The 26,853-nt window shown below is 50.9% G+C and carries 20 protein-coding genes; 12 read left to right on the top strand and 8 right to left on the bottom strand.

The annotated features are described in order from the left end of the window. Positions 1 to 220 precede the first annotated feature (220 nt). The 5 genes from SH451x_RS18750 to SH451x_RS18730 all read left to right on the top strand — a co-directional run bounded on the left by SH451x_RS18750 (position 221) and on the right by SH451x_RS18730 (position 7,430). Positions 221 to 2,494, top strand: a complete 2,274-nt coding sequence (locus SH451x_RS18750) for a SulP family inorganic anion transporter (RefSeq protein WP_479358556.1) — start codon at positions 221 to 223, stop codon at positions 2,492 to 2,494. 51 nt (positions 2,495 to 2,545) lie between these two features. After that, entirely contained in the window at positions 2,546 to 3,676 is a 1,131-nt protein-coding gene (locus SH451x_RS18745; protein ID WP_479358555.1) for a cellulase family glycosylhydrolase, read from the top strand. Positions 3,677 to 3,919: 243 nt separating this feature from the next. Further along, positions 3,920 to 4,345 (top strand): Fur family transcriptional regulator, encoded by a 426-nt coding sequence (locus tag SH451x_RS18740; protein ID WP_479358554.1) that lies wholly within the window; start codon positions 3,920 to 3,922, stop codon positions 4,343 to 4,345. A 316-nt stretch (positions 4,346 to 4,661) separates the two neighbouring features. Then, positions 4,662 to 5,795, top strand: a complete 1,134-nt coding sequence (locus tag SH451x_RS18735; RefSeq protein ID WP_479358553.1) for a serine/threonine-protein kinase — start codon at positions 4,662 to 4,664, stop codon at positions 5,793 to 5,795. Between the two features lie 279 nt (positions 5,796 to 6,074). Beyond that, entirely contained in the window at positions 6,075 to 7,430 is a 1,356-nt protein-coding gene (locus SH451x_RS18730; protein WP_479358552.1) for a methyl-accepting chemotaxis protein, read from the top strand. Between the two features lie 521 nt (positions 7,431 to 7,951). On the opposite strand, the gene SH451x_RS18725 is transcribed toward SH451x_RS18730, so the two are convergent. The 5 genes from SH451x_RS18725 to SH451x_RS18710 form a co-directional block, all read right to left on the bottom strand. Further along, the gene (locus SH451x_RS18725) at positions 7,952 to 8,497 is read right to left on the bottom strand and encodes a nucleotidyltransferase family protein (RefSeq protein ID WP_479358551.1); all 546 of its coding nucleotides are present in this window, start codon (positions 8,495 to 8,497) and stop codon (positions 7,952 to 7,954) included. Between the two features lie 177 nt (positions 8,498 to 8,674). Further along, the gene (locus SH451x_RS25620; protein ID WP_494410815.1) at positions 8,675 to 9,025 is read right to left on the bottom strand and encodes a hypothetical protein; all 351 of its coding nucleotides are present in this window, start codon (positions 9,023 to 9,025) and stop codon (positions 8,675 to 8,677) included. 24 nt (positions 9,026 to 9,049) lie between these two features. Further along, complete coding sequence (locus tag SH451x_RS18720) at positions 9,050 to 9,871, bottom strand: IS481 family transposase (protein WP_479358550.1); 822 nt, start codon at positions 9,869 to 9,871, stop codon at positions 9,050 to 9,052. A 147-nt stretch (positions 9,872 to 10,018) separates the two neighbouring features. Continuing rightward, positions 10,019 to 10,360 carry a DMT family protein gene (locus tag SH451x_RS18715; RefSeq protein WP_479358549.1) on the bottom strand — a complete coding sequence of 114 codons (342 nt, stop codon included), beginning with the start codon at positions 10,358 to 10,360 and terminating at the stop codon, positions 10,019 to 10,021. A 44-nt stretch (positions 10,361 to 10,404) separates the two neighbouring features. Beyond that, a complete protein-coding gene (locus SH451x_RS18710) occupies positions 10,405 to 11,067 on the bottom strand; it encodes a hypothetical protein (RefSeq protein ID WP_479358548.1) in 663 nt (220 codons plus the stop codon). Positions 11,068 to 11,479: 412 nt separating this feature from the next. Between SH451x_RS18710 and SH451x_RS18705 the strand changes: the two genes are divergently transcribed. The 3 genes from SH451x_RS18705 (at position 11,480) to SH451x_RS18695 (ending at position 16,539) form a co-directional block, all read left to right on the top strand. Next, the gene (locus SH451x_RS18705; protein WP_479358547.1) at positions 11,480 to 13,453 is read left to right on the top strand and encodes a hypothetical protein; all 1,974 of its coding nucleotides are present in this window, start codon (positions 11,480 to 11,482) and stop codon (positions 13,451 to 13,453) included. 445 nt (positions 13,454 to 13,898) lie between these two features. Beyond that, positions 13,899 to 14,816, top strand: coding sequence for a histone deacetylase family protein (locus tag SH451x_RS18700; RefSeq protein WP_479358546.1), 918 nt, complete (start codon positions 13,899 to 13,901; stop codon positions 14,814 to 14,816). A gap of 157 nt (positions 14,817 to 14,973) precedes the next feature. After that, a complete protein-coding gene (locus tag SH451x_RS18695) occupies positions 14,974 to 16,539 on the top strand; it encodes an MFS transporter (protein WP_479358545.1) in 1,566 nt (521 codons plus the stop codon). On the opposite strand, the gene SH451x_RS18690 is transcribed toward SH451x_RS18695, so the two are convergent. Further along, the gene (locus tag SH451x_RS18690; RefSeq protein WP_479358544.1) at positions 16,536 to 17,426 is read right to left on the bottom strand and encodes a uracil-DNA glycosylase; all 891 of its coding nucleotides are present in this window, start codon (positions 17,424 to 17,426) and stop codon (positions 16,536 to 16,538) included. The two genes, SH451x_RS18695 and SH451x_RS18690, sit on opposite strands and share 4 nt — an antisense overlap. 247 nt (positions 17,427 to 17,673) lie before the next feature. On the opposite strand from SH451x_RS18690, the gene SH451x_RS18685 reads away from it, so the two are divergent. The 3 genes from SH451x_RS18685 to SH451x_RS18675 all read left to right on the top strand — a co-directional run bounded on the left by SH451x_RS18685 (position 17,674) and on the right by SH451x_RS18675 (position 24,940). Beyond that, the gene (locus tag SH451x_RS18685) at positions 17,674 to 19,257 is read left to right on the top strand and encodes a BBP7 family outer membrane beta-barrel protein (RefSeq protein WP_479358543.1); all 1,584 of its coding nucleotides are present in this window, start codon (positions 17,674 to 17,676) and stop codon (positions 19,255 to 19,257) included. 350 nt (positions 19,258 to 19,607) lie between these two features. Next, positions 19,608 to 23,915 carry a beta strand repeat-containing protein gene (locus tag SH451x_RS18680; protein WP_479358542.1) on the top strand — a complete coding sequence of 1,436 codons (4,308 nt, stop codon included), beginning with the start codon at positions 19,608 to 19,610 and terminating at the stop codon, positions 23,913 to 23,915. Positions 23,916 to 24,019: 104 nt separating this feature from the next. Beyond that, entirely contained in the window at positions 24,020 to 24,940 is a 921-nt protein-coding gene (locus SH451x_RS18675) for an NAD-dependent epimerase/dehydratase family protein (protein WP_479358541.1), read from the top strand. A gap of 12 nt (positions 24,941 to 24,952) precedes the next feature. On the opposite strand, the gene SH451x_RS18670 is transcribed toward SH451x_RS18675, so the two are convergent. Together SH451x_RS18670 and SH451x_RS18665 are read right to left on the bottom strand one after the other, a co-directional pair. Further along, a complete protein-coding gene (locus tag SH451x_RS18670) occupies positions 24,953 to 25,333 on the bottom strand; it encodes a ComEA family DNA-binding protein (protein WP_479358540.1) in 381 nt (126 codons plus the stop codon). Positions 25,334 to 25,357: 24 nt separating this feature from the next. Then, positions 25,358 to 26,041: an NfeD family protein gene (locus SH451x_RS18665; RefSeq protein WP_479358539.1), complete on the bottom strand. Its 684-nt coding sequence runs from the start codon at positions 26,039 to 26,041 to the stop codon at positions 25,358 to 25,360. Between the two features lie 168 nt (positions 26,042 to 26,209). Between SH451x_RS18665 and SH451x_RS18660 the strand changes: the two genes are divergently transcribed. Continuing rightward, positions 26,210 to 26,527, top strand: a complete 318-nt coding sequence (locus SH451x_RS18660) for a hypothetical protein (RefSeq protein ID WP_479358538.1) — start codon at positions 26,210 to 26,212, stop codon at positions 26,525 to 26,527. The last annotated feature ends 326 nt before the right edge of the window (positions 26,528 to 26,853 follow it).

Raw genomic sequence — 26,853 nt, 5'->3', positions numbered from 1 at the left:
TTAGGTTACGTGTCGGTCGAAACACGGTTTTGTGCAGCGATGTTGAATCAGTCGCGACTTTCGCAAGGTCATGTACGGCCCATTCGTTGCTGAGTTTGGCACTGCCAGTACGCACAGACGAATTTCTCACTTCGCGTTGCTCCAGCCCCGACATTTGTCATCCAACTGAATATCGCATTCTTCGCGGTTGCAGCAGGCGAAAGACTCTTAAAACAAGCAAATGAACACCAATTTCGATAGTCGAGCGATTTTCTCCGGTCCCAATATTGCAAAAGATTTGGTCTCAGGGACAGTTGTTTTTTTTGTGACCCTACCACTCTGTGTAGGCATCGCGCTTGCCTCAGGAGCTCCGCCGTTCGCTGGGATTATCGCAGGCGTAATTGGTGGTTTAGTTATCGGCCTAATCAGCGGTTCGCAGACAAGTATTTCAGGGCCAGCGGTGGGGTTGACTGCAATTGTAGTTGCACAAATCAATCAGCTAGGTTCATTCGAAACTTTCTTGTTAGCGCTTTTCATCGCTGGGGTATTTCAGGTTGCACTAGGATTGCTCAAGGTTGGCAATTTAGCTTCATTTGTGCCCTCAAGTGTAATCAAAGGATTGCTTGCCGCGGTCGGATTGATCCTCATTCTGAAACAGATTCCGCACCTTTTAGGACATGATGATGATTACGAAGGTGAAATGTCCTTCGCGCAGCCTGATAACGAGAATACTTTCAGCGAGATTGCAGAGCTGTTTATAGGCGAGATTCACGCTGGAGCAATTGTTATAGGCTTGCTTTCTCTTGCTATACTGATTGTTTGGGATCGTTTCAAGCCGTTGCGAAAAACGATTCTCCCGGGTGCAATGGTCGTTGTGTTACTGGGAGTGCTTATGAATAGTATCTTTTTAAAGATGGGGGAGCCGTGGGCGATTCTAAAGACTCATCTTGTCACGATACCTGTGGCGAGTGGGACAGAGAGCTTTTTGGGATTTTTCCGACTGCCTAATTTTGACGCTTGGTCAAACCCTACCATATACTTAGCCGCTGCGACGATTGCCATTATTGCGACGTTTGAAACACTGCTTAACTTAGAAGCTGTGGATCGAATTGATCCGCTGCAGCGACGTTCGCCAGCGAATCGCGAACTCCTCGCTCAGGGCGTGGGAAACTCATTGGCTGGTTTAATTGGGGGGATTCCAATAACGTCACTTGTGGTGCAAAGTTCAATCAATGTTCATCACGAAGCGAGAAGCAAACTGTCCGCTGTGTTCCATGGACTATTGCTCGTAGTTGGCGTCAGTTTTTTAGCTGTCCACTTAAATAAGATCCCGTTATCGGCACTAGCAGCAATTCTCCTGTTCACCGGCTTTAAGTTGGTGAGTCCGATGGCTTCGCGGCAAATTTGGGCAGGCGGGCGGTACCAACTAGTACCGTTTTTTGCGACGGTAACAGCGATCATCTTTACCGATTTGTTGTACGGCGTTCTTATAGGTCTCGGAGTTAGCTTTGCGTTCATACTCAACAGTAACTTTCGTCGACCACTTGTAACAAAGGTCGAGAAGCATGTCGGCGGTCAGATTACGGTCATCGAGCTTGCAAACCAGGTTAGTTTTTTGAATCGTGCGACAATTGAGTCAGCGCTTTACAACGCACCTGCTGGCAGTCGTTTGCTGATCGACGCTCGCTACACTGACTACATTGATCCCGATATTCTGACGTTGATGCGAGAGTTTGGTTCCAAAGCCGCTCCGGTGCATGGCGTAGAAGTCAGCTTTCGCGGATTCAAAGCGAAGTATGGTATCGAAGACGATAAAAAGTGGGTGCATCATACGACGAAGGATATGGTGCAATTGATGACGCCGGACGATGTATTGCAATTGCTGAAGGAAGGCAATGAGAGATTCGTCGCTGGGCAAAGGCTAACACGCGATGTTGTCAAACTGCTGGATGTGGCAGCCAAAGGGCAGTTTCCGTTTGCCGTCGTGCTCAGCTGCATCGATTCCCGAGCGCCGGTCGAATCAATATTCGACGTTTGGTTGGGTGATATTTTTGTCATCCGCGTTGCAGGAAACGTGGTCAGCCCAAAGGTGCTTGGCAGCATTGAGTACAGTTGTGCTGTCGCAGGTGCAAAGCTGATCTTGGTGTTAGGTCATACGAAGTGCGGTGCCGTTACGGCAGCGGTAGATCTAAAGAGTTCTCAAAAGTCCGCAGTCGAAGCTACCGGCTGTCAGAATCTTGACAGCATTGTCGACGAAATAAAAGATTCGGTTCGCGACGAAGATACTAAATTGTATATATCGGCGTCTGAGGACGAGCGAAAGGAAATCGTGGAAACCGTTTCACAGCGAAACGTGCTTCATTCCGTCCAGTCGATCATCGACAACAGCAGCACAATCCACGGACTGGTTGATTCTGGACGTGTCGCCATTGTGGGGGCGATGTATAACATTGGTACGGGCAAAGTCGAATTTTATTCGAACGTACTGTCTGACCAGCAGGTAGTTTCCCAGTAACGTCGCGGACGTTTTGGAATTCAATAAAGATTTTCGTAAAGGATACAATCCATGAAGGTTATCGGGAATGCGTTAAGGCTCGTCGCGCTAGCGGCTGTACTGTCGATTACGCTGATTTCAAGTGGGTTTGCGCAAGAGCGATGGACTCCTGAACGCGCGCATGAATGGTCTGCCAAAACGCCTTGGTTAGTCGGGTGCAACTATTTGCCCAGTTACGCGATCAATCAGTTGGAAATGTGGCAGTCCGAGACGTTTGACGCCGAAGTTATTGATCGCGAATTAGGTTGGGCGTCAGATATTGGATTTAACAGCGTTCGCGTCTTTCTCCACGATTTAGCGTGGCAGCAAGATCCTGAAGGATTCTTCCAAAGAGTAGATCGATTCCTCGATATTGCTGAGAAACATGATATCGGTGCGATGGTTGTGATCTTTGACGGTGTTTGGGATCCAGATCCGACTATCGGCTTGCAAAGGTCGCCGACTCCCGGAGTGCATAACAGCGGGTGGGTCCAGAGTCCAGGACGAGCAATTTTGTCCGATGCGGCTAAACAAGATGCACTTGAGCCATATGTGAAAGCAGTTGTGAATCGCTATGCCAATGATGCTCGAGTTCAAGTCTGGGATTTGTTCAATGAACCTGACAATGGAAACGACAATAGCTACGGATCGCGTGAGCTCAAGAACAAGGATGAAGTTGCGGCAAGTTTAGTGCGCAAGTCATTTGCCTGGGTACGCTCGTGTTCGCCAGTCCAGCCGCTAACGGTAGGCGTTTGGCGGGGGCCTGCTTGGAATGATAAGGCGAAACTAAATGAAACTCATCGAGTTGCACTTGAGCTTAGCGATGTGATCTCGTTTCACAACTACGACGATGCTGATGCGATGACACGCAGGATTAATGAGTTGAACGGCTATGGTCGCCCATTGCTCTGTACAGAGTATATGGCGCGGGGCAACAAGAGCACTTTTGAAGCGATCTTGCCAGTCTTGAAGAAGGAGCGTGTCGGAGCGTATTGCTGGGGGCTCGTGGATGGAAAAAGCCAGACTAAATATCCCTGGACCACTTGGCAGAAACCTATCGTTGAAGGTGAGCCCGAACCGTGGCACCACGATGTATTTTATTCGAACGGAAAACCTTACTCGGAAGCCGAAGTCGAACTGATCCGCGACTCGTTGAAAAATTAGCGAAGGATATGGCGTTATACCACAGTCTGGCTTGTCGTTTTTGCCTGGCAAACTTACAAAAAGATGACGCTGGATAAAGTTTCTTGCTGTACAATTATTACACTATGGATCATTGGAGTGGGTGATTTGAGCCACTTCTAACTGCTTCGGTATCCATGTTGAATGGTGAGAGAAGTGAAAGTTACGACGTTGGGAAGCTGATAATGCTCCGGCAGGCAAAACGGAATTTAAAGCGCTATTACGATGAATGAAAAACCGACGGAAGTGGAAACATCGCGAGAATTGCTGCGATCTCGCGGGCTTCGTGCGACACCTGCAAGGATTGCAGTCATTTCCATCCTTGAACGTTCGACTCATCCTGTGACTCATTTAGATGTGTCTGCAGAATTAGAACAACAAGGGTATGATAAATCGACAATTTTCCGCGCGCTGGGCGATCTAACGGAGGCCGGTCTGCTTCGAAAAATGGAGTTGGGCGACCATGTTTGGCGGTTTGAACGCCTTCGCGGTGCTACGGGGGATGAATCGGCAAGCCACCCTCATTTGCTGTGTGTAGACTGCGGAAATGTAGAATGTCTGGATGAAGACCAAGTCCAGTTGAAGGCTTCGCAGTCCGTGGGGCCTATCGAAGATGTTCTGTTGAAGGGGCGTTGCCGCGACTGTCGTTGAACCGGCGGTCTTCGGTGACGAACCTACGCAAATTGTTGGGGGGACGCGAGTCACTCCAGTGCTCAATAAGGGGAAGACAGTCGCTTTAGCATGATTATGACGGCATAAATGTTTGACATCTTCGTTTGATACTATCTACGTTATTTAATTCTGCTAGTTAGAATGGAACTCGGTTTGGTCGTTCAGAACCTGGAAGTTGACTTTCAGCTTCCTGATCAAGCCTTCGTTGAAGGACGGAAAACCGGAATTGTTTTAACCAAAACAAGGACCGGGTACGGCGACCCAACGAATTTTTACTCCTCTGTTGGGTTTTAGGATGCACTCAACTACTTTTGTTGGTGATCAACGTACGCGGACAATTGGTGCTGACGGCCGTCGTGGCAGCAATACCGAATTGATTTCGCGATATGACGGTATACTCCGCGAGCAGCGACTGCAGTGGATGACGTACCATCGTTTCTCCAAGGTATTGGGATCGGGTGGGCAAGGAATTGTTTTCTTGTCCCATCGTCGCGGTTCGGATGGCTTTGTGCTTCCCGTGGCGATGAAGGTCTTTTCACCAGAGCGATTCGACTCTCAAGCGGCCTATGAGCAGGGCATGAAGCGAATCGGTCAGGTTGCTTCACGCATTGCGCGGATTCAGCATGACGGAGTCCTGGATGTGCAAGATTTCGTCGACCGCAACCGCATTCGCATCATGGTGATGGAGTGGGTGGATGGGTATGACCTGCGTGACTTAATTTCAATACGTCGGCTATCTCAGATTCGCGGTCGTGTAGATCACAAACGATGGGATTACATCAACAGCGTGGTAGTCACGGCTGGGCCTGAACAATGTCGATTTAAGGCTGGTGTTGCCGTGGCAATTGTTCGCGATTGTCTTGCTGCGTTGGCGGCACTTCACCGCGAGAAGATTGTGCATGCTGATATCAAGCCATCCAACATCATGTTGAAGCGAACAGGACATTCCAAACTGATTGATATGGGTTCGGCTTACGAATTAAGCGATCCGCCGCCGGTCCGGACTTGCACGCCAGCGTATGCTGCTCCGGAAGTACTCGAGAATACCGCCGTTTCGCCGCGTAGCGACTTGGCGTCGCTTGGTTATGTCTTGATTGAGCTACTGGCGGGACGGCCATGTTTTAGCGAACAAGATTCCTTCGCACAGTTATTAGAGGCGAAACGCACTCTGCCAAACCGGTTGCATGAAATTCTTCCTGAGGAAGTTACGCGTAACGATTTATTGATGAAGTTCTGTCGCGGATTGATCGCCGCTGACCCTAACAAGCGTTTTCCAAGTGCTGAAGCTGCCGAGTTGCTTGAAGATGGGGCTGCGTCCTTCCATCGACAATTGGTGCTGAGCAACCTTGCTAGCGAATACGACAATGAAATTCGCGTGTGGTTAGAAGAACTGCGGCAGCTTGAAGACGAAGTTGATTTCGACGTCTAGCGTGCACAGTTAGAAATCTTATTTGCTGTCCGCAATTTTTGGGTTGGGCGCGAAGTCTCAAGTCTTCCAGATTGACTTGGGACTTCCTTCTTAGCATGTGCAATGCGTTACTGGAATCGTTCAAACCGTCCAGGGCCGAGTCGCGAATTTGCACTAACCGTCCTATTCGTCTTTTCCCCAACCTACGCCTTGACTCGAGTGGACGACGTCTAATACGGGGGCATAATTCGGTGCTTTAGAAAAAGTTTACCACGCTCATCCCGTTGAAGATCGATAGCCATGACATCCGTTGCCACGCTCGGTACGCCGCAGTTCAAGAATCCTGTTGCGACGAATTCTACTTCGAAGAGCGATGAATTCGCGATTGAATCCATTGTTGGCATCGTTGCAGAAATATCGAATGCGATCAGCAGCATCCACGGTGATGTTGTACTGACCAAATCTCATGTTGCTTCAACGCTTGACAACTCCAGCAATACCGAAAGGAAGATCGGAGAGCTAGAAGAGGCCATTGGTTCGATTGGCCAAGTACTCAGTTTGATCGATAGCGTTACGTTCAAAACCAATATGTTAGCTCTCAACGCATCGATCGAAGCTGCTCGTGCGGGCGAATACGGCAAGGGGTTCGCAGTTGTAGCTGGCGAAGTCAAAGCGCTCGCATCACAAGCCTCTGAATCGGCTCAAATAATACGCGGCAACGTCGATACCGCTCAGTCCATGTGTCAAGACATCTGTCAATCGATTGAAGCTTTGAAGGAATCGATCAAAAGCATAGACCATGCCTCGGACAGCATCGCTCACAGTACCGAAAGCCATGCATCGCTGCTGAAAAGCATGGAGTGCGAGTCGGAAAGCATTGCAACGCACTTTAAGGAGCAAGAGAAAAAGCGTTACGAAAATATCGCGATGAATATAGTGCAACTTATCGTTCGAAATCTCTACGAGCGTACGGCCGACGTGCGATGGTGGGCAACGGACGATTCGCTGTATCGGTTGCTGGAGTGTGCCGTTCCGTACAACTCAGAATCGCTAAAATTGCTTCAGCATGCGCAACGCAGGCTTGAACTGATCAACCAGTTTTATAGCGTTTACCTAAATTTGGTACTGGTGCGTCGTGACGGCACCGTCGTAGCGTGCTCCAACAAGAACTTGCGCAGCCGATTGCTCGAAAAAAACGTTTCCCAGCAGAATTGGTTTCGTACTGCGATGTTAACTCAGTCTGGAACCGATTACGTAGCCGAGCGGATTTTCATTGATCCGCTGCACGATGACCATGCTGTTTCGGTCTTTGCGACTGCGGTTCGTGCGGGCGGAGAAAACGATGGTGAACGACTAGGAGTACTTGGCGTCGTGTTCGACTGGGAAGCTCAAGCGAAAGTAATTGTCGTCGACGAACCTAGTTTGACCGAGGTCGAGTGGAAGAGCTGTCGGGTACTTTTGCTTGACCGAGAGCTTCGCATCATAGGTGATTCGCAAGGGCGTCCTTCGTTGGAAAAATATCCGCTGCGAACAGTTGGCGGCGCCATGGGGTCTTACTTTGACGCATATGGAAATTCGATATCGTATGCCAGGACATTGGGCTACCAAGAGTTTGACGGCCAAGGCTGGTACGGCGTCGTCATCCGTCACGTTTGAAAGACGGCTCAATCGCGTTTCGAAGACCTCAGTCTTTTTAAGAGCATCAAGATGGGTTTGCATAACGCAGTCGATTCTCCACGGGACTCGTAGGCTTTCGAAGTTTCCAGCGTCCTGGGCTGCGAAAATTTGAAACGCAAAGGCGCAGAGGACACGGAAGTTTGCACATAATCTCCTCTGCGATCTCCGCGCCTCCGCGTTTATATGACATGCAATTTGCAGACTGGAAATCTTCTCAAGACTTGACCGTGAATCTTTGCAAACCGTCGTTTCAGAGAAGCTGCAAAGCTGTGGTGTTGATTATGGTTAAGATTAAACGCGAACGCGGGCCTGGTTCGCCAAGCAACTTGCAATTTGATATTTTGGCATTGCCAAGCTCGCACTTGCCCACAAGGAGGAGGAGATACCCTGGGGCCATGCCGAATTGTCTTGGCTGCGATGCTGATTCTTAACTGCTAGCCTTCTGGATCGTCAAGCAGATCTTGCAGACGCTGACCGAGCGGTGTTGGAAATCGACTCGGTCAAGACGCGTCAATCAAACCAATCTGGATCATGTCTAGCAGGCGTGTTTGATCTTTCCGCCGGTAACTATTGAACTTCATTTCTACAAGCGGTTCCAGCTCAACGATCTGTTTCTGGTTGATCTCGACGACCTGTCCCACACAGGGTGTAGGACTGGCGTATTCTGGTTTGACTTTGCGATCAGCCAGAAGAATGTGCAAGCCTTGACTTGGTTTCCCATCGGGACCATCGAGAAAAACGATCACGTCCATAGCTGAGTCGCGGACAAAACCCGCGGCGTGCAAAGCATCCGATGCCCGGTCGACATCCTCCTCCGCCAGCAACAGGTTAACATCTCGAGTGTTTCGCACTGCGCCGTCGTCGATGGTGGCGACCCAAGCTGCAACTGCATTGCCGCCAATTACAGCATAGGGAACGTTCGCAGCGCTCAAGGCTGCGCAGGCTCGGTCAAGTCTTTCTTTAACAAGTTCCACGGCTCGAAACATCCTTTGAAAAACATCAAGGCCTTGTTCACGTACCAAATTGGCTAACTGTTGGGATTTCATAACGCTGATTATAGCCCAGAGTCGCGATCGCAGCAAAAGACAGGCTGATGCGAGGTCTGCGAACAGTTTGTAGTACCGCCTTCAGGCGGAAACGTGCGTAATGGAGAAGACCGGCTGAAGTGAATAGTGTCAGGACATAGGTTACACATGTACCGGGACATAGGTAACACTTTTAGTCTAAGGGATTGGGGGAGAATTGCCACCCGCTGCCGCCTGGCTGAATGGAGCGGAGCGAGATTCAGCCAGGCGGCTGCCGTAAATTATTCCCCCCGTATGCTGGCTCAGACAACCGATTGGAAAGCGGCAATAGTAGACATCCCAAACTCCATCAGTCGAGGTTGCGCTGAGACCGATGGCCTGCTCGGTAAACGCATCGCTGATCCGATATTTCTTTTTCTTAAACGAGAATTGGCCCGTTGGATTGGTCCTGCGAACTTCGAAACGACTACTGTATTGGTAGACGCCACTGGCTTCCTGGAAGCTCCGCGAACTGGCCTGATAGCGATCTGCTGGAACTCCAAGTCCCAACGCTTCATGCGGCCGAAAATGATTCTAAGTTTCTCGCCATGGATCAAACGCTGCTCCGACCGCCGCTAGGTCGGCAAAGCAACGATCTTGCAACACCTCCAGCTTCAACGTCCGGTGGAATCGCTCCAGTTTTCCTCGCCCTTGGGGATGATAAGGACGACCATGAATCACTTCGATGTCCTGTCGCATCAGCCATGTGCTAAAGCGCGAATGCCGCGTCCGATCTTGAGTATTGCCCCAAGGGTTGCCGTTATCGGCGTAAATTGCCTGAGGAATTCCGTACCGATTGAATACTTTTCGAAAGTGTTCTTTCACCGTCGAACCTCGCTGATTGTCGCAAGCAAACACTCCCAACGAGTAACGCGAATGGTCGTCCAGCAATGTTAATGGATAGCAACGACCGCCTCCCGACATCAAAAAGTCTCCTTTGAAATCAATCTGCCAAAGATCGTTGGGACGTAGATGTTCGAAACGGATCCAAGGTTTGTGCTTCTCCGATTCGGCAGGATCAATCAAACCGTGACGATGCAGAATGCGGGTGATCGAGCTGGCCGACGGAACCCCAGTCTGACCTGCAAGTTCCAACACCTGTTTTAGTTTCCGACCGCCCCAATGAGGATGAAGTCGACGAAGCGACACCACCGCCAATTCAACCTCGTCGCTCGAACGATGCGGACTGCGCTGCGGCCGACGAGAACGGTCGTCCAAGCCTCCCAAGCCCTCTCCGCGGCTTCGATGGAGCCATTTGTAACCAGTCTTGCGTGATACCTTGAAGCGGCGGCAAAGTTCCGAGATGCTCGAACCACCCGCCTCGACTAAACGCACAAATTCTCTTCGTTCTGTCACTCGATCACATTCCTTCCAGCCCATAATCGCTCCTTTTTAAAGCGATTATCTGCTATTCAAAATGTGTTACCTATGTCCCGGCACGTTTGTTACCCATGTCCCCGGTCTATACACTGAAGCCGGGACTACGAACAGCGCGGGTAATTGCTAGCGGCGGAAGATAAAGAAAACGGCACCCATGAGGCAGAGGCCGGCCCAAACGTAGTCAAGGGTGAACTTCTCTTTGAAGAGTAGCCAAGCAATGGGCATGAATACGCTCAGGCTAATAACCTCCTGAAGTATCTTCAACTGGCCGACGCTCATCACCGTGTGCCCAACGCGATTGGCAGGGACTTGCAAAAGATATTCGAAAAGTGCTATGCCCCAACTGATTAATGCTACCCAGAACCAAGGGTAGCCATTGAGGCTCTTTAAGTGGCCATACCAGGCCAGAGTCATGAAGCAATTACTGGCGACGAGCAAAACGATCGCAATGAAGTACGGTGACATATTCGACAACCACTTGGTGGAATCCAAAACGGGCAGTCGATGATTTATACATTCGAACCATCTAGTTGATCTAGGAGGTCATCCAATTCTGCATCGGTTTTGTCGTCTTTCGCTGTGGCTATATACTCTTTGGCCAAATGTTGTTGGGGAGAAACCGGTAAGACATGACTGACGGTCTCTGCTTCGGGAAGCTTTCGCGCAATGACAGGAAGTTGGCGAGCGGCCGTACCATTCAAATCCTCCCGTTTGCTCGACGCAGCCGTTCTCGCGATGGGAAGAACGCCTTGCAGCGAGAACACTTGCACTGAAAGGTCGGCTTGAATCTTCCGAACGGTCGCGATGATCGAAGGGAGCTGGGTCTGCTCTGTCAATTGGAAGAAATGTACGGCCCTTTGTTCGTCATCTAATGCAATCGTAGTGGCAGACGCTCCAGTATGATGAACCAATCGTCCTGAAATCTGCAACCTTTGCAAATGAGCGACGGTGTCCTCAGGGCTTGTGCGGCTGAGCAGCACGAATGGGCCGGCGATGCCCGAGAGGCAAAGTTGATCGGTTTCTCCTTCAGAAAGTTTCCGCAAGGGGCCGATCAGCGTGGAGTCTAAACCTCGCTCCATCAGAAGGGAGGCAAGTACCATGTCGTCTTCGAGGCGACCTGCGTCGAGAGAATTTTCAGCTTGGCATAATACCAAAGCGAGCCGGGCTGCCATAAATCACGAACTCCAAGTCGTCGCTACGGACCTATTTCAGATGCCGCGACGAATCTTGTTGAGGCCAAATAATTAGGAAAGTTCACGCAAATTGATTGTGTCTGGGGCGGGAAACCCCCAGCAAACGCCCTTTTCGCGACACAAACTGATATCTTTCTAACACAAAACCGGCTTGGGGTGCGACCAAGCTCCGCAAAGCACTTGATCATTCTCCGAAACATGTGGTAGAGTACCGGGCTTGCGAATCAATTCAGTTTGCTATTGTTCTAGAAAAGTCCAAGAAGGGTAGAGGATTATCTGAAGTGGGAGTGAAAAAAACCGGAAAGGGTCGTCGTAAAATTGGGCGTAAAAAACGTCGTATGCGAGCTCGGATTCGCCATCGAAAGAAATAGTCTAAAGAAAGTAGCTGACTGTGTCTGGGATTGTTTCTGAATCAACTGCATTCGAATACGTTCCAGGCACTTTTCGGTGTGTCGGCCAGATTGGTGAACGAGACGTTTACCAATTGCAAAAGTCAGACGATCTTTGGCTCTTTTGGAAGCAATCGTCTGGCTTGCAACGCAAGGCGGAATCGTCCGACGCTGGCTGGACAAAATATATCGCCGACTTGTCAAATGCACCCGTTGGCAGCGTACAGGCTTGGTACGCGGATCTGACCGATGTCCGACTTCACGCTGTAAAAATTGCGGATTCTCATTCGCTAGACATGCTGCTGCGCCAGTGGGGAAACCCGCCCAGTGAGTTGGTCGATGACTGGCAGCAACAGGTCGATTCATCGAAGTATCTCTCTCGCGATTCTTTAACGGCGACGTTTGCCGTTCTTCCCGACGCACGCTTGATAGGTTTGCGTGAATTACTCAAGGAGTCTGCCGTGGCTCAGGACGGATCGGCTACGGGTTCCACACCAGCTTTGAATTTTGCTCCGCCATTTACACCCGAGGAAGTTTTACGAGCCCTGCCCCAAGCAGCGCCGCTTGAGAGTGCCAGCCAGATCAAGCTTTCGCAAGTGTTCGCACAGGATCAGACACCTGCCAAAGCGCTGAAGCAGTCCGGCGGAACCCCGATCGGGGGGCAAGGAAATTTGAAGCTGGGCAAACCCGAGGTGGCCAAATCGAAGACGCTTCACTCTGCGACAGCTAAGACGTCTGGTATCGCGTCCGAGGGCAAGTCGTCCGAAAGCAGGTCCGCTCTTGCGCGAAAAAGTAACGAAGCGGCGTGGTGGAAAAGCAAACCGGTCTTGATCGGAGCAGGTGTCGTCGGATGTTTGGTTGCAGTTGCTGTTTTTTCATTGTTGCCAAACGCCACGCCTCAAAACGAACGATCAGAAGAACCACCAGCACTTGCTCAAGTCGATGCGGCGCTCACAACCAGCGAAGACGCCGCGGTGGCAGAGGTCTCCGAACTCGATTTGTCTGGTGTCGAATCGCAGCTAGATCAATCGATCGGCCTCGACGCCGAAAATCCGTCATCGCGTTTTGGCCTTTCTGCAGACTCGGGCAACATTGCGTTGCCGAGTCTGAGTCTTGAAAGTCTTTTGCTTGAAGAACCAGAAAGTGGCGTTGAGGATAATGCACCCGCAGCGGAAGTCGAAAGCTTCCAAGGCGATCAGGTTGCGGCAGTGGATGGCAAGCAATTGCCGGTTGCAGATGTTCCTGGACTTAAGGATCTCAGCAAGTCAGCCGAGCCGCTATTTCCTGAACAATTGGACGACGATGACGATCTGGCCGAAGATAAAGACGAGAACGTTGATCCGGTGGATAACGATACGGATGCAGACGCCTTTGAAATCCAGAGCGTAAAGTTGAATCGAGCGTTGGTGCAACTGAAAGTTAAACCGCCAGCAGGCTTTCAAAAATCAACCGCTGCCGTGCGCGTTGAGTTCGAACTTCCAGAAGGCGTTTCTATGGAACCGTCCTCGCCTATTCTGATTTCTGGTGAAGGGACAGATTCAAGGGTATTTTATCAATCGGAAGAAGGGGCAGCCGTTCGAGTGTACGTAAAAAGTCTTCCGCGAAGCACATGGAAGATCTTAATCGCAACTCGCGTTGAACTTGGTAGTGGTATCCAAGTATCACCCGAACAGAAAGTAATGAATGCTGTATTCGACCAGATCACGATGCAACGAGCTTTCTGGAACAAAGAAAAGCTGTTTATCGATCAGGCCCGCAACCATCCCCGGGCGAATCGACAAGCCATCAGAGTTGCCGACGACTTGATTGAGTCGAATATGACGGCGATTGACGAGGTCGGAGCAAAGATCCAAGACTCCATGGGTTTGCTGCCGATGCTGGAAAATTCACAGTTTGCAAAAATCACAACTGCGGTGAATGCGAGTGTATTGCCTGATCTTTCAGAGCCGCAGGCTGAATCGCCTGAAGAGGAGTAGGTTTGGCGCAACATAGCTATACCGGGACAGGTAGGCTCTTGCGTATTTAATACGCGCGGTATTGTTAGATGAGCGGTATGGCCTGAAGAACCATAGGAGCAGACCGCGTATCGACTTTCGCACCACGCAACCCGACCGAGCTCGCCTCGGTCGAAACGGGATCATAACCATCCTAACGCATCACTGCACTTACGTCACGCCTGGGCTTGACCCAGTCGAATGATAATCTAATCCCTGCGGTTGGATCATCAATCTACCAAGGCAAGCTTGGTGGTGACTTCAAAGTATAGGAAGTTACACTTAATCGGTTCCCTCTTACGTGAAGTGATCGACTCGTATGACGATTAAGGCCCAGATCAAATAACTCAAAAACGACGCTGTCGCAGTATAGATCGAGCTCCAACCATTAGCTCACGCGACGCTGCTATCTGCTGAATAACGCTTGATGAAGATCTTTTACACTGACCATTTCGAATTGCCGTTGCCGGTTGGACATCGTTTCCCGATGTCAAAGTATCGATTGCTACGTAACCGAATTGCGTCGACAACTCAGCACCTAGATGATGTTTTACTAGTGCCCGCGGCCGCCGCACGGGAGCAGATTCTTTTGGCGCACGACGAAGAATACTTCGACAGAGTATGTGAGGGAAAGCTATCGACCCAGGAAGTGCGCCGGATTGGCTTTCCGTGGTCGGCGGAGATGGTGGAACGTTCCAAGCGTTCTTCTGGAGCGACCCTCGCCGCGTCACGCGCTGCATTGGAGGAGGGCATCGCAGTGAATCTCGCGGGCGGAACGCATCATGCCATGCGAGGTGCCGGCGAAGGCTTTTGTGTATTCAACGATGCTGCCATCACTGTGCGAACGCTGCGACATGAGGGGGTGATTGGCCGAGCTGCAATCGTCGACTGTGATGTCCATCAGGGCAATGGCACCGCCGAAATCCTCGGCGGCGACCCGCATGTCTATACGTTCTCGATTCACGGAGCGAAGAATTTTCCGCTGCGTCGCTACCCAAGTTCGCTCGATATTGAATTGCCAGATGGTACGGATGACTCGCTGTATTTAGACGAGCTTAGGAAAGCCATCGGCGAAGTTTTGCAGCATGGGCCTTACGATCTTGTCATATATTTGGCCGGAGCTGATCCATTTGTTGGCGATCGTCTGGGGCGACTTTCGTTGTCGAAGGCGGGACTTCTGCGACGCGATCAGATGGTTATCGATGAATTCTGCGTCAAGCGTCGCATACCTCTGGCAATGGCCATGGCGGGCGGATATGCGCCCGATGTCGCTGACATCGTTGACATACACGCACAAAGCGTCGCCGTGGCCTCCAATTTCTACCGCCAGCGTCATTCGCTGTAGCCGTTAAATTTTAACGCTCGGCACCGTTTTCGATGGGCTCGTGTCGGAACGGCCAATCTGAGTTAAACTAGGTTACCTCGCGTTTGGAATTCTAACCTGCTGGGCGGTTAGAAAGCCTCGACTGATTTACCTACCTACCTTTAAATCTTACTTCAAAATGGCTTCTGGAAACTCGAAGAGCGGACTGACGACAGTTCAATGGCTTATCTGCATCATGGCGGCGATCGGATTTGCTTTCGATATTTATGAACTATTGATGCTTCCGCTTATTGCGAGAAACGCATTGCTAGAGCTAGGCGGAATTAGGCCGGGGACGCCCGAATGGTCGCTCTGGTTCACGCTTTTGTTCTACGTACCAGCCCTTGCTGGTGGAGTATTCGGTTTGCTCGGGGGGTATCTCACAGACCGACTTGGCAGACGTCGCGTTTTGACATGGAGCATCCTTTTGTACGGTGTGTCGGCGTTTGTTGCAGGATTCTCTACCAGCCTGACGATGTTGCTAATTTGCAGATGCCTTGTATTCGTAGGGGTTTGCGTTGAGTTTGTGGCGGCGGTAGCTTGGCTCGCAGAATTGTTTCCAGAGCGAGGCTTGCGCGAAAAAGTCTTGGGCTTTACTCAAGCGTTTTCGTCCTTTGGTGGGATTTTGGTCGCAATCGCGGCTGGCATTGCCGCAGCATGGGCCGGAGGCAATGTCGCTCCCCTACTCTTTGGAATAGAACTTCCCGCAGTGCAGTTGCCCGCTATTCGCTTACCAAGCTTCTTGTCGTTCTTGGGAGAAATAAAGAATGAACATGCTGATTGGCGTTATACGTTGATGTCAGGGCTCATACCTGCAATTCCGCTGATGGTCATTCGGCCGTTCCTGCCAGAGTCGCCTGCATGGCAACAAAAACGAAAGGCTGGAGTTTTAAAGCGTCCGAGTGTAGCGGAATTGTTTGCACCGAAACTGCGTCGTACGACAATTGTGACAACGCTGATGTTCATGTGCAGCTTTGGCGCTGCTTTCGGAGCGATCCAGCAGATGCCGCAGATTGTTCCAGGTTTGCCTGATGTTCAAGAACGGATCCGAACGCAAGTCGCCGAAAAAGTAGATACCGCTGCGATCACGGCGCGGCTGAAAGCGGAAGGTAAAACCGACGAAGAAGTCCAGCGTGGTTTGCTGACCGAAACGCGAAAAATTGCGGGTCCGATTGAACAAGGTGTTGCGAGCGAAGCGACGAAGAAGCAGGAAATTGGCGGTCTGATCGGCCGATTTATCTTTGCAATTCTTGCGATCTTTATCATTAGTCGCCGAAGTCTAATACGAATATTCTTAGTGCCGGGTCTGATTGTCATGCCGATTGTGTTCGCATGGGCAGCGACAACCAAGCTCAGCTATTTAGAAGTCGGTATGTTTTTCGCGGGCCTACTGACGGTAGCTCAATTTAGTTTTTGGGGGAACTATCTCCCTGGGGCATACCCATTACACTTACGTGGAACCGGAGAGAGTTTTGCAGCGAACATTGGTGGTCGCATGTTGGGAACTTGTTTCGCTGCGGTAACTCAGTGGATAGCGTACTTTATGCCGGGCGACATGGGATATGCAACCAAGGTCGCGTATGTTGCCGCAGGAGTCGCGTTTTCGCTTTACCTGGCAAACTTTATCCTTAGCTTTTTCTTGCCAGAGCCTGCCTACGAGCATGATGACGATGTCGCACCAGCAGATGCATCGGTTCCGACTTAGTTTGCCATCGCGGCCATCACCATTTTCATATCATCCCACGTAAATTTCTTTGCGTCGGGATTGCGAAGCAAGTATGCGGGGTGATAAGTGACGGCAACCTTGGCGCCGCGGTAAGCATGGAACTTGCCGCGAAGTTTGCCGATGCCCTGCGTTGTCTGCAGCACTGCGCGCGAAGCAACGGCGCCTAGGCAGACGATATATTCGGGTTGAACAGTTTCGAGTTGCGTGATGAAGAAGCTTTGGCAGTTCGCGATCTCTTCGTCAGTCGGCGTGCGGTTGTTTTGAGGCCGACATTTCACGGCGTTCATAATGTAGATATGCTCGCGATTCAAACCCATCGCGACCAAAATCTTGTCGAGCAATTGGCCGGCTGCACCGACAAAGGGAATGCCGGTGCGGTCTTCTTCGAATCCTGGACCTTCGCCAACGAAGACGATGCGAGATGAAGGACTACCATCGGCGTAGACGGTGCGAGTCCGCGAGCAAACAAGTTCAGAGCAACGCTTGCAAATGGCGACCTGCTCCGCTTGCTCGGTCAAGAAGGAGACCCGAGCCAGAGCGTCCTGCGGAGATGATTCCCATTTTCCCAAGGCTATCGGAAGACTTTGAAAAACGGGTGGCTTGCCGCTATTGGCTGGGGCAGCGGATTTCTGAGGAACCGTCGACGGGGTTGCGCGGGTGGTGGGCTGCGGAATTTCGGCAGGTGCGGAAGCATTCAGGCTCAGATCCGATGATTCACTGGGCTGTGGGAAATCTGCGGCGTGTGCGGCATACCACTGGATGACTTTGGCGGCGTCACCCTGCACCGTCCAGTGAATTCCGCAGCGTCTTAAATTCTCCAGAGTTTGAGCCACACCCAGAGCTAGGTTGTCATCAATTCCATTCATGATTCAAGTTTCGCTAGCACGGAAGTTAGATTGGGAAAGCGTTTTGGGTGAGTGGGCAAAGAGGGGTGACTTTTTTGATTAAGTCGAGCGTTCGGATTGGGAAAGAAATTCCGATTTTGACAAATGTTCGGGCAAGGAACTGCCGATGAAAGGAATAATTGGGGGTTCGATGTTCTGCTAGCGGATGCATTTTGCATGGGAGCAGGACTGCGGAAAACACAATATTAGTCGCAAGGAAGTTACTGTCGTGAATCGAATCATCGCAATCGCACTCATCTTATCGTTTGTCGCGAGCGAGTTACAGGCTCAACAGCCTACTCCAGCACGACGACCGTCGACAGCTGCGACGAATCAAGTCAAAAAGGCAGCTACAAAGACCGCAAATCAAGCTACGCCGACTGCGAAAAAAGCTCAGCCGGTCCAGCGAGCCGTTGCGGTTCAAGCCGCTCCGGCCAGCAATGGCAGCGTTGGAACAGGTGTTAGACGTTCGCAACCGGTCGTTCAAGCGAGTGCTCATCAGCATGGCGAGGTCATTTATGATGAGCACGCCCCGATGCCAATGGCTGCCGGCGAAATCGTCTACGAGACTGCCTCGATGGGATGCGATAGCTGTGGAAGTGGTACATGTGGCGCGGCCTGCGGAATTGGACCATGCGAGTTTTCACGTCCGGGACTGAACGGGTTAAACATTTGCAACCCGCCTGCAGGAGCACGCCAGCTAGTCCTATGTTTGCCAAGCCACGGCTGGGTTCAAGCTGACTATTTAGGTTGGTTTCAACGTGGCATGAACGTCCCTGCTCTCGTAACGACAAGTTCGACCGCGACCGGGCAAGGTATTTTGGGAGCTGAAGGAACTAGCAGTTTGCTTGGCGACGAATTGCTCACCGATCGCTTCGATGGTGGCCGGATCCGATTTGGATGGTGGTTTGCGAACAATCCGACTCTCGGAATTGAACTTGAGTACTTCGGTCTTGGGACCAACGAGTTTTCGTTCTCGCAACGATCAAGCGGCGACCCAATCCTGGCACGGCCATTCTTTAACGTTGCTACGGGGTTAGAAGATTCGCAGCTAGTTGCTCAAAACGGAGTGGTTGGTGGTACTGTGAGAGTTGACGGCTTCAGTGAAGTTCAAGGTGGAGCGATCCGCTTGCGTAAATCGCTTTGCTGTGGAACAACTTGTGCGACTTCCTTTATCACGTGTGGCCCAGTCCAAGCTCAATCGCGAATTGATGCAACGATCGGATGGCGCACGATTGAGTTGAATGAAGGATTGACGATTCGTGAAGACCTTCAAAGTCAGCTTACCAACGATCCAGGTTCGTTCCTCATTGAAGACAGCTTCCGAACCCGTAACCAATTTAATGGAGCTGAGTTGGGAGTTATGTGGCAAGGACGCCGCGGGTATTGGACTCTGGATATGTTGCTGCGTACTTCGTTCGGAAACAGCCGTCAAGAAATTGATATTGCTGGTTCAACCGAAATTACCGAACCTGTTGGTGGCGTGCAGACTACGACCGTTCACGAGGGCGGTTTGCTTGCTCAGTCGACCAACAGCGGCAGCTTCCTCCGTCAGCAGTTTGGTGTAGTGCCTGAATTTGGCGCGACGCTGGGATACCAGTTAACGGATCGTACACGTTTGACAGCCGGTTATACATTCATCTACTGGAGCAACGTTGTTCGTCCTGGAGATCAAATCGACTTGGACGTAAATCCTGGCCTGATTCCGCCAGCGAGCCCCGCGATTACCGGTGCTCAGCGACCTCGGTTTGCGTTTCGCGAATCGGACTACTTCATCCAAGGTGTTAACTTGGGAGCGGAATACCGCTGGTAATAAACGATGGTTAAGGATTTCTTAAGGGGCTTGCTTGAGCGAAAGCGGGACAGGTCGCATCGGAAATCTAAAAATCTGAAAAAGCTTGAACGGTCAAGGATTTTGCGTTGAGCAGAATTCTTGGCCGTTTTGCGTTTCAAAATTTGATGAGGGTTGGGGAAAAAGTTTTAGGAAATCTGGATAAAATGGCGCGATTGCGGCGTCTATGCTTTCTAAGACCGTTCGAATCAGGTCGATTGCGCAAGAGTCGCTTGGGAGGAGACCCGCTGTGGCCGATAGTTTAATACAAGCTGCGGAAGCTCTGCGCTTAGCAAATCCAGTAAATTAAAAAGACATTCGGAGAGTTCCTCATGTTGCCAGCATCACTACGTTCACTTTTTGGATCGTTGTTTGGCAGCGAAAAGCCGGCACGTAGAAATCGTCGTCAGGCAACGCGTCGACATTTAAAGCTTGAACAGCTTGAAAATCGCAAGCTGCTTGCGACTGACCTTGGTGTCATTACTGGTACTGCGTTTGTTGATGCGAATGACGATGGAGTCTTTCAAGTTTCTGAAACGCGTTTGACAAACGTTTCGGTTGATCTTTTCCTGGACGTTGATGATGACGGCGTATTCGAACCAGGCGCTGCCGACGGCGCAGCTCTCGACAACGAGATCACGAATGCGCAGGGTGAATATACCTTCAGTGGCTTGGAAGCAGGTCGCTATTTCGTTCGGCAAAATGCGGGGACCGGCGATAGCAACGGCCTGCTAATCCGTGATGAGTTTCAGACAGTCGTGATTACGGCACTACAGGCTGCTGGAACGACTAGCACGATCGATGATTTTGAAACCGGTCTATCGGGTGGCGGCGCCCAGACGATCTTGGCAACGCCAGGTAACACGGACCAAGACGGTGCGATCATTGCTGGCATACTCGGAGGCGAACGCGATCTCTTTATCCGAAACGATGGCGGCTCCAGCGGCAATATATCACTTGAAGTGGATGGTGCTGGTGCTGGCGCGGACGTGCTTACCTTTAACAACGACAACGGTACAACCGGAACGCTGTTCGTCATCTATGACGGCAGCGCTGACACTTCGCCCGCCCAAAAAGAAACGGTTGAAGTTACGGGGCTTGGCGGTTTCGACCTTACTGAAACCGGCACCCGCAACGCATTTCAGTTCTTTGCCCGAACCGATACAGCACTTGGCGCAGTTGATTTGATCGTAACGGTTTACGATGGAACAAACCAGGACAGTGTCACAGTGCCTATCGCTGTGAGTTTAACCGCTGAAGAAATACTGATTCCATTTTCCAGTTTCACTGGCGTCGATCTAACAAACTTGGGAGCTCTACAGTTTGAAATCGATACGGCTGTTTCGGCTAACGGAACTATCGAGTTTGCGGGAACTATCGGCCCAACAGTCCTAACGCAAGATTTACCCAACCTTCAACCAATGACTTTGGGAAATTTGGTATTCCGCGACAATAACAACAACGGGGTTTTTGATAGTGGCGAAGCTGGGATTGAAAATGTTATCGTGCAGCTCTTCCTGGACGAGGACGGGGATGGCGAGCTAGATGTGGGTGAAACCGCTGTTTTGGATGGGCTTGGCGACCCCGTCACTGCGACGACCAATGCAAGCGGAATTTACACTTTTACCAACTTGTTGCCGAATAGTCCGACAGCCGGAAACCCAGCGATCAGTGAATCCTATATCGCCGTTATCGATAACACACAGCTTGCCCTGGCCAATTTAACGACCAGCACGGGCAACAACGTTGCTGGCACTGCGCCAGATCCAAACAATGACGTCAACAATGATGACAATGGATTCTTGGCTGGCGCAACGACCGTCGCCTTGGGTATTCGGCTAGTGGCCGGTGCGGAACCGACTACGGATGGCGATACCGATCCGAACTCGAACCTAACTCTTGACTTTGGCTTTACACCCGAAATCGATGTTCAGGTTGTAAAATCGGGAACTGCGACGATTGACGCTGGCGGAAACGTCACTTACACCCTAACTGTAACAAACAACTCGCCTATCGCAGCGACCAACGTAGTTGTTACGGACAATTTACCGGCGGGAGTGACATTCATACCTAACGGAACGAACGGAAGCACATCGTCCGCGGCTTGGACAGAGCAAGCGGACGCTAACGCAGAACTGACGACAACGATTGCTTCGCTAGCCGCTGGTGCAGATCAGGTGCTTACCGTCGTCGTTTCCACCAGTGCCGCTGCCGCAGCGGGTACGATTGATAACATCGCAACAGTAACCAGCGATGGCATCGACACCGATGACAATAACAACGAAGACAATGCTGAAACAGTAATCACTCGCAACGCTGTACTGACTTTAACCAAGAGTGACGGAACTCGTGACACAGTTCGCCCTGGGGACCAGTTTACGTACACGCTGATTGTTACAAACACCGGAGTTTCGACCGCGAACGATGTAACGCTTGTCGACTTGTTGCCAGCCGGATACAGCTTTGTGAGTTTCGCTAGCGGTAGTGAAGGTAGTCCAACAGTCACCGATGTTGGCGGGCGAGATCAGATCTCGGCTGGAGTCACATCTTTAGCCGTCGGGGCTACGATGACCGTAGGCGTCTTAGTTTCGGTTGATACGGACATTGCTGGCACGACTATTACGAACACTGCTACCGCGGATTCAACGGACAGCGCGCCAGTGACCGCAAGTGATGAAAATGACATTCTCCGTGATCTCAACTTGCTGATCGAGAAGACCGTTACGCAAACTACCGTTGGAGTTGGCGGTCAAGTTACTTACACGCTGACGGTAACCAACGAAGGCCCAACTGCCGTTACCGGTGTTGAAGTTGATGATGACCTGCCCGATGGGTTTACGCTTGCAACAACTGGGAACCCAACCAGTGTAACGAACAGCCCAACAGCTGACCGCGATCTGCTGTATCTAGTAGGAGACTTGGCTGTTGACGAGACAAAATCTGTCCAGATTATTGTCGACGTTGGAAATTCGGTCGTCCCCGGGCAGTTCGTGAATACAGCCCGCGTTGCTGTGGATCGGCTCGTTGGATTTACGGATACGGACGACACCGACGATGAAGACTCGGTGTCTGTAACGGTGGAGCCTCGTTATGATTTGCTGATAACCAAAACCAACGGAGTCACCTCAGTTACGACCGGGGAGACTGTGACGTATACCTTAACGGTAAACAATGACGGACCAAGTACCGCCACAAACGTTGTCGTTACAGATGCATTGCCGGCAGGACTTCAGTATGTTTCAAGCACCAGAAATGGTACGACCTTCGGAACGATAAGCGGTCAGAACTTTTCAGGAACCCTGGCGACATTGGCCTCAGGTGCTACTGAAACAATCCTGTTAGTAGCAACTGTGCGCAGCAGTGCGACGGGCGCAAACATTACTAACACGGCAGAGGTAACCGCCGCGAATGCGAACACTCAAGAGACAGGTACGCGGCCCAATTCGGCTACGGACACCGATACGCTAAATCGTGTGGTGAATCTGAACATCACGAAGTCCGATTCTGCGGACCCTGTACTAGCCGGGCAATCGTTTAGTTATACAGTCACGGCGTTCAACAGCGGATCGGCTGATGCTCCAAGCGTGCTATTCAGCGATCCATTGCCGAGTGGAGTTGTCTTTGTAAGCGGTACTTTCGTCGTCAATGATAGTACCGGTCGCACTGGAAACGTAACGTTTAATTCAACTACGAACCGTCTCGAAGCAAATCTTGGTACTCTGCTGGCCGGAGGAAGCTCCACTGTTGACGAAGCTGTGATTACTATCAACGTAACTGCCGGTGGAACTACTAGCGGTACGGTAACGAACACTGCGACCGTATCGAACACGGACGATACGGCTAGTGATTCAGAGACCACGGTAATCAACCCGAATTTTGATTTGACGATTACTAAGAACGACGGAGTCGACTCTGTCGCCGTAGGCTCGCCGCTCGTGTACACCATCATTGTGTCCAACAGTGGCCCATCGACTGCTAGTAATGTTACGGTGACCGATGTCCTGCCCTCGGGGCTAACCTTTACTTCGGTTACGAGTACTGCTGGGACATTTGCTAATTCAAATGGAACAGTTAGCGGAACGATCTCCACTTTGGCCGGTGGGGCAAGTGCAACGATCACCATTAACACAACGGTCAATAATGACGTCCCGAATGCTACACAACTTAGCAACACCGCTACCGTTTCAGTTCCAACGGGAGCAGGCGAAATCAATACGGGAAATAACTCTGCGACTCATGCAGTAACCGTCAGTGCGTTAACTTCGATATCGGGCTTTGTGTATCGCGATGCGAACCGCAATGGTGTTCGTGACGCGGGCGTCGATCCTGGGCTCGAAGGCGTAACGGTCGCTCTAAATGGGACTGTGAATGGCGTTGCGATCGCTCCGCAGACTCGACAAACTGATGCCAATGGTCAATACACATTTGAGAATCTGGCGCCGGGCACCTACTCGGTCTCTCAAGTTCAACCAGAAGGGTTCTTGGATGGTGCGGCCAATGCGGGAACCACTGGCGGTACAGTAGCCGAGAACTTAATTTCCAACGTACCCATCAACGGGACCACGTCGACCAGCAACAATTTCGGGGAAATTCTGCCGTTGAGCAAACGTCGCTTCCTTGCATCGGCCAACCCAAGATAGACTAGGGGCTTGTCTGGCTTGCTATCATTGGACGTGTTGTAGAACAACTTCACGGCGTCTAGCGAGCCATGATTCCATTACTTTGACCTGGAAAGGTCTGGACGATGCATATCGCGTTGACCGGTGCAACAGGATTCTTGGGAAGTTACATTGCTGATGCGTTGTTGTCGGCGGGCCATTCGTTGCGTTGTTGGACGCGACTTGCTTCGGATCGTTCTTATTTCGCGCACAAGCCGATCGATTGGGTCGAAGGTACGCTAGGAGAGGATTTAGGTACCACCAAACTTGTGCAAGGCTGCGATGCGTTAGTTCACGCCGCACTCTGGCGGCCAGGTGCTGGATTTCGTGGTGCTGAGGGGGATCTGGAAAAGTTTGCCGAACGCAACGTGATCGGTTCCTTAAAGCTCTTTCAAGCTGCCGCGGAGGTCGGCTTAAAAAAGGTGGTGTACGTGAGTTCGTGCGCAGTTCATGAAAAGATTCTTTCTGACCGGCCACTGGATGAAACGCATCCAACATGGTCCAAATCTCACTACGGAGCACACAAGGCAGCCGTTGAAGCTTTTGTGCATTCCTTTGCAATGGGACATGGACTGCCCATTTGTGCTATTCGACCAACTGGGATCTACGGCATCGCTTCGCCGATTGAAAATAGCAAGTGGTATCCCTTAGTTAAGGATATTGTGCAGAACAAGGATGTCTCTTGCACGACCGGAGGAAAAGAGGTTCATGCTTCGGACGTTGCAAAAGCAATCGGGCTGCTTTTGAAAAGCGACGAGGTCGGGGGCGAAATTTATGCGTGCTACGACCGCTACATCAGCAATTTTGAAGTCGCTAGCCTCGCCAAGGAAATGAGTGGTAGCAGATCACAGATAGAAGGTGAAGTTAAAGCTCCCAAGAATCAGATCGATACTGGCAAAATACGTTCCGTCGGTATGAAATTCGGCGGTGTGCCGCTTCTGAGGCAAACAGTAGAAACGCTCGTAAATCACGCGCGTCGACAAAACTCCAATGCGATAAATTTGTAAAGTGTTGGCGTGTTACTGATTGTCGCCACTGGTTGGTTTGTCTTCCAACAGGTATGGCAAAAGTGCTTTAAACTTCTCTTTGCCGATGCCATTCATCGCTTTAAACGCGTCATATACAGATTCGTTTTCATTAAGAAGTCGTTCGCGGTCTTCTACCCAGCGGCGGGAAAGAGTCGGACCGAATCCAGGGACTACCTGCAATTCTGCGATCGATGCTGTCCTCAAATCAATTTTGTATTGATATGAACCAATCAATGTTTGCTGATCGACTGGTGCCTTGCTAGTCCGAATATCGCATAGCAACTGTATGCCGATGAGCAGCAGTACGCCCCAGGCTAAGCCATCCATTCGTGCAAGAGCAACTTTCGGAAGGTCGGCGGAATTCTCTTCCATTGGGATTTTTAACGCAATTGTGTGTTACGAAAGTGGCGGCTTCTTTTCGCTATCATCTATCTCAAAGCTATCAAGTCCGAATTCTTCTGGCGACATTTCAAGAAGCGACGAACCTGACTCGGACGGTTCCGAAATCGGGTCAGCTTGTGACACGGCGTTCCCCGTCGTGGCTGGCATGTTTTCAACTGGTTTCAAAACGTTCGCTTCGATTCCGGTTTCAGCGTAATACAATTCGACAGTTGCAAGTCCCATTTCGAGATCGACCACACGAATCGCTGTCCCGGCTTCTAAGATCCCACAGTTGCTGGTCGCCTCCAACACCTTGTTGTTAATTATGATTTTTCCGCTGGGTCGAAGATCGGTCTTAGCGATTCCGATTTTGCCGATCAATTCCGGTGAATTGGAATCCGTCTGTTCCCCGTAGTCAAAAGCTGCAGCTGTAGGGCGTTGGATGATCATTTTCTTTCCAATTGATGTGTGAGGATAGACGCGCACAAACACCACCAACGCTACAGGAATCATTGCCAGTACAAAAACCGTGAGCCAGCCGCCGACGTTTGTGGAGTAATGGAAACCAAAGCCTACGCCAATCATGGCCACAATTGCTGCAAGCACGATCAGAATCCCGCCAGAGGGAATCAGCAAATCGATGCCAAGCAGCAGCAGACCAATTGCGATAAGAAGCAATGCGATTAAAAGGGAGCTCATTGGTAACGCAAAAAACGACGATGAAAATAGGCAGTTATAACGATTATAGCAAATCTGCTACCGGAATCGCGAGCGATTGGGAATGAGGGCTGCAAAGCATTTGCATGTTGGTTACAAGAAACGTACCGTCTGACGTTACACTTTCAACTAGTCCATCAGGACAAGCAAATGCGGCTGATTGAGCTGATAGAACGCCTCCAAAAGATCGAACCGAACGCAAGCGATACGCATATCGCTCGAGTAGCTCTGCTCCTAACGAAGCAACACGTCGATCTCAGCACTTTATCCGATGTGGCATACTTGGAAGAAAGGTACCGCGAGCTCGAGTGGACGATGCACTCACTTCATGATCAACAAGCTGCCGTTGCCGAAGAACTTGATCTGCTGGGCGAAAGCTCCCCGGCTGAATTCGCACCAAGCCACCTTTGGACGCTTGTGCGCGGTATCAAGATTCAAAGTCGAATTCTCGATTTCTACCTGGATTAATGGATCTGTAAATCCCGGAATGTTGCCCTTCGGCGTTTTTGGCAACCAAAGTGAATGTCAAACAGCACGCGCTAGACTGTTGTCCGCAGCCCATTTCTTGACTGGCCCACGGGAAGCTCTTCGCATCCCATTCGCACGGCTGTCGCTGTGCTGAAATGGGCTCATCAGATTTGATAAGTCTTTTAGGGGTATGTAGTTTACGGAAGCCGCGTGCTTGAGCTATCATTGGCGGGCCTGTCTAAGCGCGGAGAACGGGCAATGGAAACACATCGTTGATAGTTAAACGTTGATGCGGTCAGACTTCCGAGTGGGGCATTATTCGAGAG

The organism is Njordella aestuarii (genome assembly GCF_056494165.1).
Note: the sequence above shows the minus strand (reverse complement) of the source record. Positions and strands in the feature narration are given on the sequence as shown.